We start from the raw sequence: 8,603 nt of genomic DNA, 5'->3' as shown, positions 1-8,603 counted from the left end.
ATCTGCACCGCCGACTCGCGCAGCGAGGTACCGGTCTGCATCACCCGGTTGGCCATGCTGCCGGCGAAGTCGTTCTGGAAGAAGCTCAGGCTCTGCCGCACCACGTAGTTGTGCATCAACCAGCGCGAGCGATTGCTCAGGCCTGGCACGATGGCCTGGTTGACCAACAGATTGTGCAGGCCGACCAGGATCGGGCGCGCGATGACCGTGATGAACAGCATCCAGCCGAGGGTATCGGCATGGCGCTGGAAGAAGTCCGCGCCCGGCTGCTCTGCAACCATGTCGACGATGCGGCCGAGGAAATCGAACATCGCCACTTCCACCAGCGCCAGCAGCAGGCCGGCGATCAGGGTGGCCAACAGCACCGGCCACACCGGCCGCAGGTAGTGCAGGTAGAACGGCACCACGGTGCGCGGCGGCATGCGCCCGTCAATGGGCGGAAACACCGGAATCAGGGATTCAAACCAACGGAACATCGCATTCCCTCGCCATCGATAGCCGGCGGAGTATCCCACGCCGCGTGTGTACGCCGGCCGACGATCGCCACCGGTTTCGGGTAGCGCCGGGCTATGCCCGGCGGATCCCCTGCAATCGCGCTACGCGCTCGCCGGACGTGGTCCGGCGCTACCAATCCGTTCCGCCAAACGGTAGCACCGCGCCACGCCCGGCGGCGTTATTTCACCGGGGTGAACAGCAGATCCTGGAAATCGAAGCTGAAATCGGTCAGGTCGGAGATCGGCTGCATGCGCACCTCGCGCACTTTTCCATCTGGGTCCAGGCTGAAATTCACGAACGCATCGGCATTGAGCGAGCGATCATCCCAGCGCACGATGAAAGTGTCGTGCTGCCAGTGTTCCAGGCGGCCGCTCAGCTGTGCTGTCTTTGCGAAGCGCAGCCGCAGGTCCTTGCCTTCCGCGCGGATGACCATGTCGCCATACCAGCGGTCGCGGTAGGTCGCCGCATACCCGGCCAGCGGCAACGACGGCCTGCTGCCCTTGTCACGCTCCGCCTGGTGCTTGGCCCATGCTTCGTCGGCCTTGTCCTGGCCCTTGGCCACGCCCTTGGCATAGGCATCCACCCAGTCGTGCTTTTCACCGCCCAGATAGGCATCAAGCACGCTCAGCGTGATCGCATTGAATGCCGCACCCACTTCCTGGTTGGTCAGCACCACCACGCCCAGCTTCTCGCCCGGCACCAGGGTCAGCCGCGAAACCATGCCCGGCCAGCCACCGGTGTGCCAGACCAGCTTCTGCCCGCGATAGTCGCTCAGGCTCCAGCCCTCGCCATAGCCGGCGAAGTTGGCCCGCGCCGGCGCCAGCTCCGGCACGCTTGGTGCCGGAATCGTCTGCGGCGTGATCATCTGCCACATCTGCTGCTGGCTCTTGGCAGTGAACAACGGCGTGCCATCGGCCAGCTTGCCTTCGGCCAGCTGCACCTGCATCCAGCGTGCCATGTCGTGGGCACTGGAATAGATGCCACCGGCACCGGCGTTGTTCGACCAGGTCAACGGCGCAACGGTACGCAGATCCTTGAAATCGTACTTGGCGTGACCGACCGCAGCGTTGTCGCCGGCCTTGAGGTGATCGGCGTTGTAACGCGTGCCGGCCATGCCGACCTTGTCGAAGATGCGCGTCTGCAGGAACTGCTGGTAGCTCATGCCCGAGACGTGCTCGATCACCTGCTGGGCGACCGCATACAGGATGTTGTCGTAGGCATAGCGCTCGCGGAAACCGCCTTTCAGCGGTACCTGGCCAAGGCGCTGTACGACTTCGGCATTGCTGTAGGAGGTGGTCGGCCAGAACAGCAGATCGCCCGCACCCAGGCTCAGGCCACTGCGGTGCGAAAGCAGGTCGCGGATCGTCATCTGCCCGGTCACGAACGGATCGGACATGCGGAACGATGGCAGGTGGTCGATCACCTTGTCGTCCATCTTCAGCTTGCCGTCCTCGGCCAGCAGATTCAGCGAGGTGGCAGTGAAGGCCTTGGTGTTGGAGGCAATCGCGAACAGGGTGTCGGCCTCGACCGGCGCCGGCTTGCCCAGTTCACGCACGCCCCAGCCACGTTCCAGCACCACCTGCCCGTCCTTGACCACGGCCACGGCGATACCGGGCACGTCGAACTGCGCGCGCACGCGCTCGACGGTCGCATCCAGGTCCTGCAGCTGCTGCGGCGTCGCCGCATTGGCCATGGTCGTGCACGCAAGCAGCACGGCTCCTCCGATCCAGGTTTTCATCCAGCACCATCTCCGAACAGGGGTAGCGGCCATGTGCAGGCCGTCACCGGGGTTTCGCGCGATGGTAACGGTCGCGGGTGCAGCCTGCCCTGTGCCATAGGAGGGGTGTCATGGGTGCGAACGGCCAGAGCAGCAACGGCTCCACCATCATTCCGTGCCTGCGCTACCGCGATGCGCTGGCCGCCATCGACTGGCTGCAGCGCGCGTTCGGTTTCCACGCGCAGGCCGTGTATGCCGACGGCGATACGGTGCACCACGCACAGATGGTGTTCGGCCAGGGCATGATCATGCTCGGATCTGCCAGCAACAGCGGCGAATGGGCCAAGCTGGCGGTGATGCCCGATGAAGTCGGTGGCCGGCAGACCCAGAGCGCCTGCGTGATCGTCACCGACGCCGACGCCCACTATGCACGGGCCAAGGCCGCCGGTGCGCGCATCGTCATCGACATTGCCGACCAGGCTTACGGTGGACGTGGCTATGCCTGCGCTGACCCGGAAGGCTACCTGTGGTGGTTCGGCAGTTACGATCCGTGGCGGGCGGAACACACGCAATGACGGCACGATCAGCGTCTGCGGCGCCGGTCCGCTGCGGTATCGGCGGCTGGGTGTTCCCGCAATGGCGTGGTGGCGCCTTCTATCCACCAGGGTTGATCCAGCGCGAAGAGCTGGCCTACGCCAGTCGCGCGTTGCGCTGCATTGAAATCAACGGCACCTTCTACCGCACCCCGACAGCTGCCCAGTGTGCGCAATGGGCAGCGCAGACGCCGGAGGGTTTCCGCTTCTCGATGAAGGCGCCGCGCCATCTGGTGCAGCGCCGTGACCTGTCGTCCACGATCGAGGCGGCAGGCTCGTTCCTGCAGGCAGCCATCGCTCTCGGCGACCGGCTCGGCCCGTTGCTCTGGCAGTTCGACCCGCAGCACCCGGCCGATGCCGTGGCGCTGGACACCTTCATGGCACAGCTGCCAAAGCAGCTGGATGGAACGGTGTTGCAACATGCGCTGGAGGTGCGCAACGCCAGCGTCCATGGGCCGGAACTGGTTGAAGCGGCGCGCCGGCATGGCGTGGCCCTGGTGATCGAAGACAGCGACGAGTCACCGTTGCACGGCGACCTCACCGCCGGCTTCGTCTATGCACGGATCAAACGCAGCCAGGCCAGGCTGACCGAAGGTCTTCCCCTGCCGATGCAGCAGCGCTGGGCCGGTCGCGCGCGGTGTTGGGCGCGAGGCGAGATAGTGGACGACCTGCCCTGCCTGGCCCCACCGGCCCCTGCTGCGCCGCGCGAGGTCTACCTGCTGTGCATCGGCGCCGGCAAGGTGCGCAACCCGGCGGCGGCGATGGCGCTGCAACGGCTCATCGACGGCGACTGAATGCGTGCAGATGGGCGTTGCGCGCGGCCTTGCCTCACAATAGGGCGATGAGCACACCCGACACCCGCAAAGCGCTTTGGCAGATCCACTTCTGTGTCCTGCTGTGGGGCGTCACCGCCATCCTCGGCAAGTTGATCACCCTGCCCGCGCTGCCGCTGGTGTGGTGGCGGATGCTGCTGGTGGTGGCGATGCTGGCACTGCTGCCGCGGGTCTGGCGCGGGCTGCGTACGTTGCCGCTGCGGCTGGTCGCCGGCTATGCCGGCATCGGCGCGCTGGTCGCGCTGCATTGGCTGACGTTCTATGGCGCGGTGAAGCTGGCCAATGCCTCGGTTGCTGCGACCTGCATCGCGCTGGCACCGGTGTTCACTTCGATCATCGAACCCTGGGTAGCCAAACGCCCGTTCCAGATGCGCGAGCTGGCCTTCGGCCTGGCCGTGCTGCCCGGTGTGGCGCTGGTGGTGGGCGGCGTGCCCGACGGCATGCGCATGGGCGTGTTGATCGGTGCGCTCTCGGCCCTGCTGGTGGCGGTGTTCGGCTCGCTCAACAAGCGCATGGTCAGTCATGCCGATCCGCTGACGGTCACTGCGCTGGAGCTGGGCGCCGGCACCATCACCCTGACCCTGCTGGCACCGCTGATGCCGTACCTGCTGCCGGCGCTGGCCAGCCCGTTGTGGATCGTTCCCGATCTGCACGACGGCATCCTGCTGCTGGTGCTGGCCGGTGTCTGCACGCTGCTGCCGTTCGCCCTGGCCCTGGTCGCGCTGCGCCACCTCAGCGCCTACACCGTGCAGCTGGTCACCAACCTGGAACCGGTCTACGCCGTGTTGCTGGCCGTGGTGCTGCTGCGCGAGCAGCACGAAGTCACCCCGTGGTTCTACCTGGGCGTGGCGATCATCGTCGGTGCCGTGTTCCTGCATCCGCTGCTCAACCGCCGCAAGCGCGTGCAGCATCCGGAGATCCTCGGCACATCCGAAGCGCGCAACATCGCCGATTGAGTGCGCCCGCGCATTGCGCGGATCTTCCCGGTACCCGTCTCAGCGCTGCGGCCAGTGCCAGGCCGGCGCATCCAGCAGGCCCTGCCCGCTCAGCAGCGTCCGCCCGTGCTCCTTGTACAGGTGCATCGAATGGCATTGCGGCGCCTGCTCCAACGCGGCGATCAAGCGCGTGGCATGCGATACGACCCAGACCTGGCTGCGCGCACTGGCGGCGATGATCAAGCGTGCCAGCGCCGGCAGCAGATCCGGATGCAGGCTGGTCTCCGGCTCGTTGAGCACCAACAGCGGCGGCGGCCGAGGCGTGTGCAGCGCCGCTGCCAGCAACAGGAAGCGCAACGTGCCGTCGGACAGTTCGGCCATCGACAGTGGCCGCAGCAGCCCGGGCTGGTGGAAGCGCAGCGCGAGCCGGCCATCCAGTTCCTCGAAGCTGACCGTCGCCCCCGGGAATGCATCCTCGACACTGCGCGCCAGCGCCTGCGGATCGCCGATTTCCAGGATCGTCACCCAGGCGGCGGCGAGGTCGCGGCCGTCATGGTGCAGCACCGGGGTACGGGTCGCCATCGCCGGTTGTCGCGCCGGTGCATCGGCATCGCTGCGGAAGTGGTCGTAGAAGCGCCAACGGCGGATGTACTCGCGCAAGGTGATGGCTTCCGGCATGCGCTGCGGATCGCCCACCTGGGTGAACAGGCTGTCGAACAGCGAAAGACGGTCGTCCACCAGGTCCCAGCCGCGCGCGTGCCGCTGCCGCACCAGCGCACCGCGGCGATCGACCAGCAGGTTGGCACTGCGCAGGAAAGGGCCCGCCCAGATGGCCTCGGCCTTGATCTGTGGGTCCAGCGCGAAGGCTGATCGGCTCGGCGGCGGATAGCCGAGGTCGATGGCGTAGCCGAATTCATCGGTGGCGAAGCCCAGCTTCAGCCCCACCGATTCCTGCCGCGGCCCGCCCTGCAACGGAATCTCACCGGCCAGCACACGGCGGTCGATCTTTTCCGGACCGGCCCACAGCGCCGAGCCCAATCCCCCCTCCCGCGCGAGTACCGCTGCGACACCGCCCTGCGCGGTTTCCGCCAGCAGGCGCAGCGCGCGGTACAGGCTGGATTTGCCACTGCCGTTGTCGCCGGTGACAACGTTGAGCCGCTGCATCGGCAGCACCAGCGCATGCAGTGATCGGTAATTGGCGATGGCCAGGGTCTGCAGCATGGTCGACGTCCTTGCAGTGAGACGTTGAGGGTGCCGTACGGGGATCGCAGTGGTTGCGACTGCATGGAAACGTCCGGGCCATCCACGCATGGCGTGGACTACTCTGGTGCATCCACGCATGGCGTGGATCTACTGGTGCATCCATGCATCGCGTGAAGCCACCGCAGCCGCTCCGGCGGTCAGGGCGCCACTTCCACCCGGTTGCGACCGGCGCCCTTGGCCCGGTACAGCGCGGCATCGGCACGGGCGAGGGTCTGCTCGGAGGTTTCATCGGGCCGGTGCTGCGCCACGCCGATGCTGATCGTCACCGGGAAGCCCAGCGGCAGGTTGGACACCGCCACGCGCAGGAACTCGCATTGCAGCTCGGCGGTGCGCAGATCCACGTCCGGCATCAGTGCGACGAATTCCTCACCGCCGTAGCGTGCGGCCATGCCGCGCCCGGCGAAGTGCGAGCGCAGCAGCGCCCCCAGTTCGGCCAGCACCCGGTCGCCGGTCGCATGGCCCTGGAAATCATTGATGTGCTTGAAATGGTCGATGTCCACCAGTGCCACGCAGGCCTGTCGGGCCTGCCCATCGACGGCGACCACGGCTTCACCCAGCGCGGCGGCCAGCGCGCGCCGGTTGGGCAGGCCGGTCAGCGCATCGGTCCGGCTCTGTTCGGCCAGGTCGGCATTCTGCGCCAGCAGCACGTCGTGGTAGTCCGACAGCAGCCGTTCGTAGTCGTCACGCTCGAGCATGTGCTTCTGGATGTCCAGCGCGAAGCGGCGCAGCTCCATCACCAGCATCACCTGCCGCGACAGCGCGGCCAACGCCTCGGCCTTGTCGCTTGCCAGGTGCTGCGGGCGCGCGTCGAACACGCACAGCGTGCCCAACGGCAGGCCGTCACTGCTGATCAGCGGTGCACCGGCATAGAAACGTACGTGCGGGTCGCCGGTCACCACCGGGTTGTCGTGGAAGCGCACGTCCTGCAGCGCGTCCTCGACCACCATGATCTCCTGCGGCTGCAGGATGGCATGACCGCACATCGAATCACTGCGGAGGGTCTCGGCCGCATCGATGCCCTGTATCGACTTGAACCACTGCCGCTCGACATCGATCAGGGTCACGGCCGCCATCGTCGTGCCACAGACCGCCTTGGCGATGGCGACCAGATCATCGAAGGAGCGTTCGCGTTCGGAATCGAGGATCCGGTAGCGGTACAGCGCTTCCAGGCGCAGCGCTTCGTTGGCGGGCTTGTCGGGCTTGATCATGCAGCGTCACGTTCCGGCAGGTCGCCGCAAAGTCTAGCTGATGTAGGCGCGCAGTCTGCGTAGGGGTAGTGCCGGCCGCTGGCCGGCATCCGTGTTCGTCTCACGCCCATGGCAGCCGGCCAGCGGCCGGCACTACCGGCAGTTCTTTACCAGTCCTGCTGCTGCGGCAACAGGCCGTGCAGCTCCTGCTCGGTCAGGTTGCGCCACTGGCCCGGCTTCAGTGCACCGATCTTGATGTTGTCGATGCGCACCCGGCGCAGCTGGGTCACGCGGTAGCCGAACTCGGCCGCCATCAACCGGATCTGCCGGTTCAGGCCCTGCTGCAGGGTGATGCGGAAACCGAACTTGGCAATCCGCGAGGTCTTGCACGGCAGCGTCATCTGGTCATGGATGCGCACGCCGCGGGCCATGGCGCGCAGGAATTCGTCGGTGACCGGCTTGTTCACCGCCACCAGGTATTCCTTCTGGTGGCCGTTTTCGGCGCGCAGGATCTGGTTGACGATGTCGCCGTTGCTGGTCATCAGGATCAGGCCTTCCGATTCCTTGTCCAGGCGGCCAATCGGGAAGATGCGCTGTTCGTGGCCGACGAATTCGACGATGTTGCCCTTCACCGTGCTTTCGGTGGTGCAGGTCACGCCCACCGGCTTGTTCAGCACGATGTACACGTGGCGGCGGGCGCCTGGCTTGCGGGCAGTGCGAACGCGCAACGGCTGGCCGTCGACCAGTACCTTGTCATCCTCACCGACCACCGCGCCGGTGCCGGCGGCGTGGCCATTGACGGTGACCCGGCGGGCGGCGATCAGGCGATCGGCCTCGCGACGGGAGCAGAAGCCGGTGTCGGCGATGTATTTGTTGAGTCGGCTGGTCATCGCCCCATTATCCGGCATCGCCGCCCTTCCCGCCTCATGCCGTGGTCAACGGATCTTCGGTTTCGCCATCGAACACCCGGTTGCGGCCACTGCGCTTGGCCACGTACATGGCGTGGTCGGCGCGTCGCAGCAGTGCGGCCAGGTCATCTTCGGTCGGCCGCCACTGTGCCAGGCCGATGCTCGCGGTCACCTCCAGACCGGGCACCTGCAGGTCTTGGCAGGCCTCGGTGATGCGCTGGCGCAGGCGTTCCAGGCGGGCGGCAGCGATATCCCGCGGCATTCCCGGCAACAGCAGCAGGAACTCCTCGCCCCCCATCCGTACCACTTGGTCCTCACTGCGGACCGCGGCGCGAAGCGCGCGGGCCACGGCCACCAGCACCTGGTCACCGATCTCATGGCCATGGCGATCGTTGATGTCCTTGAACAGATCGATATCGAGGAAGCCGATCACCAGCGGTCCTCTGTCACGCTCGCCGCCCTGCAGATGCTGGGCCAGCTGCTGCAGGCCGGCGCGGCGGTTGGGCAGGCCGGTCAGCATGTCGGTCTCGGCGAGCTGGCGCATTTCATCACGCTGCTGGCGCAGCCGGCCCAGGCGCAGGTTGAGCGCGTAGGCCGCCATCATCAGCAGCCAGGTGACTGCCAGCTGCAGGGCCTCCACCCGGTACTCCATCAGCCAGTGCGCGCTGGCGG

Annotated in this window: 8 protein-coding genes and 1 pseudogene; 3 read left to right on the top strand and 6 right to left on the bottom strand. The window is 66.7% G+C overall.

Features of this window, described 5'->3' with window-relative positions; genetic code table 11:
- Together smrA and DBR20_RS10760 are read right to left on the bottom strand one after the other, a co-directional pair.
- Nucleotides 1-476 (bottom strand): annotated as a pseudogene (smrA, locus tag DBR20_RS10765) (multidrug efflux ABC transporter SmrA); the annotation flags it as partial.
- A 197-nt stretch (nucleotides 477-673) separates the two neighbouring features.
- Nucleotides 674-2,233, bottom strand: coding sequence for a serine hydrolase (locus tag DBR20_RS10760; RefSeq protein WP_108266173.1), 1,560 nt, complete (start codon nucleotides 2,231-2,233; stop codon nucleotides 674-676).
- Between the two features lie 110 nt (nucleotides 2,234-2,343).
- On the opposite strand from DBR20_RS10760, the gene DBR20_RS10755 reads away from it, so the two are divergent.
- From DBR20_RS10755 to DBR20_RS10745, 3 genes are read left to right on the top strand one after another with little or no spacing between them, the layout of a single operon-like run.
- Entirely contained in the window at nucleotides 2,344-2,787 is a 444-nt protein-coding gene (locus DBR20_RS10755; protein ID WP_108266172.1) for a VOC family protein, read from the top strand.
- Nucleotides 2,784-3,599 carry a DUF72 domain-containing protein gene (locus DBR20_RS10750; RefSeq protein ID WP_108266171.1) on the top strand — a complete coding sequence of 272 codons (816 nt, stop codon included), beginning with the start codon at nucleotides 2,784-2,786 and terminating at the stop codon, nucleotides 3,597-3,599. The genes DBR20_RS10755 and DBR20_RS10750 overlap by 4 nt, the downstream gene beginning before the upstream one ends.
- A 47-nt stretch (nucleotides 3,600-3,646) precedes the next feature.
- Nucleotides 3,647-4,594: a DMT family transporter gene (locus tag DBR20_RS10745; RefSeq protein WP_100464207.1), complete on the top strand. Its 948-nt coding sequence runs from the start codon at nucleotides 3,647-3,649 to the stop codon at nucleotides 4,592-4,594.
- Between the two features lie 39 nt (nucleotides 4,595-4,633).
- Here the strand turns inward: DBR20_RS10745 and DBR20_RS10740 are convergent, their stop codons facing one another.
- The 4 genes from DBR20_RS10740 to DBR20_RS22985 form a co-directional block, all read right to left on the bottom strand.
- Nucleotides 4,634-5,794, bottom strand: coding sequence for an AAA family ATPase (locus DBR20_RS10740; RefSeq protein WP_108266170.1), 1,161 nt, complete (start codon nucleotides 5,792-5,794; stop codon nucleotides 4,634-4,636).
- Nucleotides 5,795-5,973: 179 nt separating this feature from the next.
- Nucleotides 5,974-7,044 carry a sensor domain-containing diguanylate cyclase gene (locus tag DBR20_RS10735; RefSeq protein WP_108266169.1) on the bottom strand — a complete coding sequence of 357 codons (1,071 nt, stop codon included), beginning with the start codon at nucleotides 7,042-7,044 and terminating at the stop codon, nucleotides 5,974-5,976.
- 146 nt (nucleotides 7,045-7,190) lie between these two features.
- Nucleotides 7,191-7,913 carry a pseudouridine synthase gene (locus tag DBR20_RS10730; RefSeq protein WP_108266168.1) on the bottom strand — a complete coding sequence of 241 codons (723 nt, stop codon included), beginning with the start codon at nucleotides 7,911-7,913 and terminating at the stop codon, nucleotides 7,191-7,193.
- Nucleotides 7,914-7,947: 34 nt separating this feature from the next.
- A partial coding sequence (locus DBR20_RS22985; RefSeq protein WP_258223297.1) for a GGDEF domain-containing protein occupies nucleotides 7,948-8,603 on the bottom strand: 656 nt, incomplete at its 5' end.

It is taken from the genome of Stenotrophomonas sp. HMWF023 (assembly GCF_003060985.1).
GTDB classification, from domain to species: Bacteria; Pseudomonadota; Gammaproteobacteria; order Xanthomonadales; family Xanthomonadaceae; genus Stenotrophomonas; species Stenotrophomonas lactitubi.
Note: the sequence above shows the minus strand (reverse complement) of the source record. Positions and strands in the feature narration are given on the sequence as shown.

Bases quoted from the DNA above. Each gene is read 5' to 3' on its own strand.
- DBR20_RS10760 (WP_108266173.1), bottom strand. From the start codon at position 2,233: ATGAAAACCTGGATCGGAGGAGCCGTGCTGCTTGCGTGCACGACCATG.
- DBR20_RS10755 (WP_108266172.1), top strand. From the start codon at position 2,344: ATGGGTGCGAACGGCCAGAGCAGCAACGGCTCCACCATCATTCCGTGC.
- DBR20_RS10750 (WP_108266171.1), top strand. From the start codon at position 2,784: ATGACGGCACGATCAGCGTCTGCGGCGCCGGTCCGCTGCGGTATCGGC.
- DBR20_RS10745 (WP_100464207.1), top strand. From the start codon at position 3,647: ATGAGCACACCCGACACCCGCAAAGCGCTTTGGCAGATCCACTTCTGT.
- DBR20_RS10740 (WP_108266170.1), bottom strand. From the start codon at position 5,794: ATGCTGCAGACCCTGGCCATCGCCAATTACCGATCACTGCATGCGCTG.
- DBR20_RS10735 (WP_108266169.1), bottom strand. From the start codon at position 7,044: ATGATCAAGCCCGACAAGCCCGCCAACGAAGCGCTGCGCCTGGAAGCG.
- DBR20_RS10730 (WP_108266168.1), bottom strand. From the start codon at position 7,913: ATGACCAGCCGACTCAACAAATACATCGCCGACACCGGCTTCTGCTCC.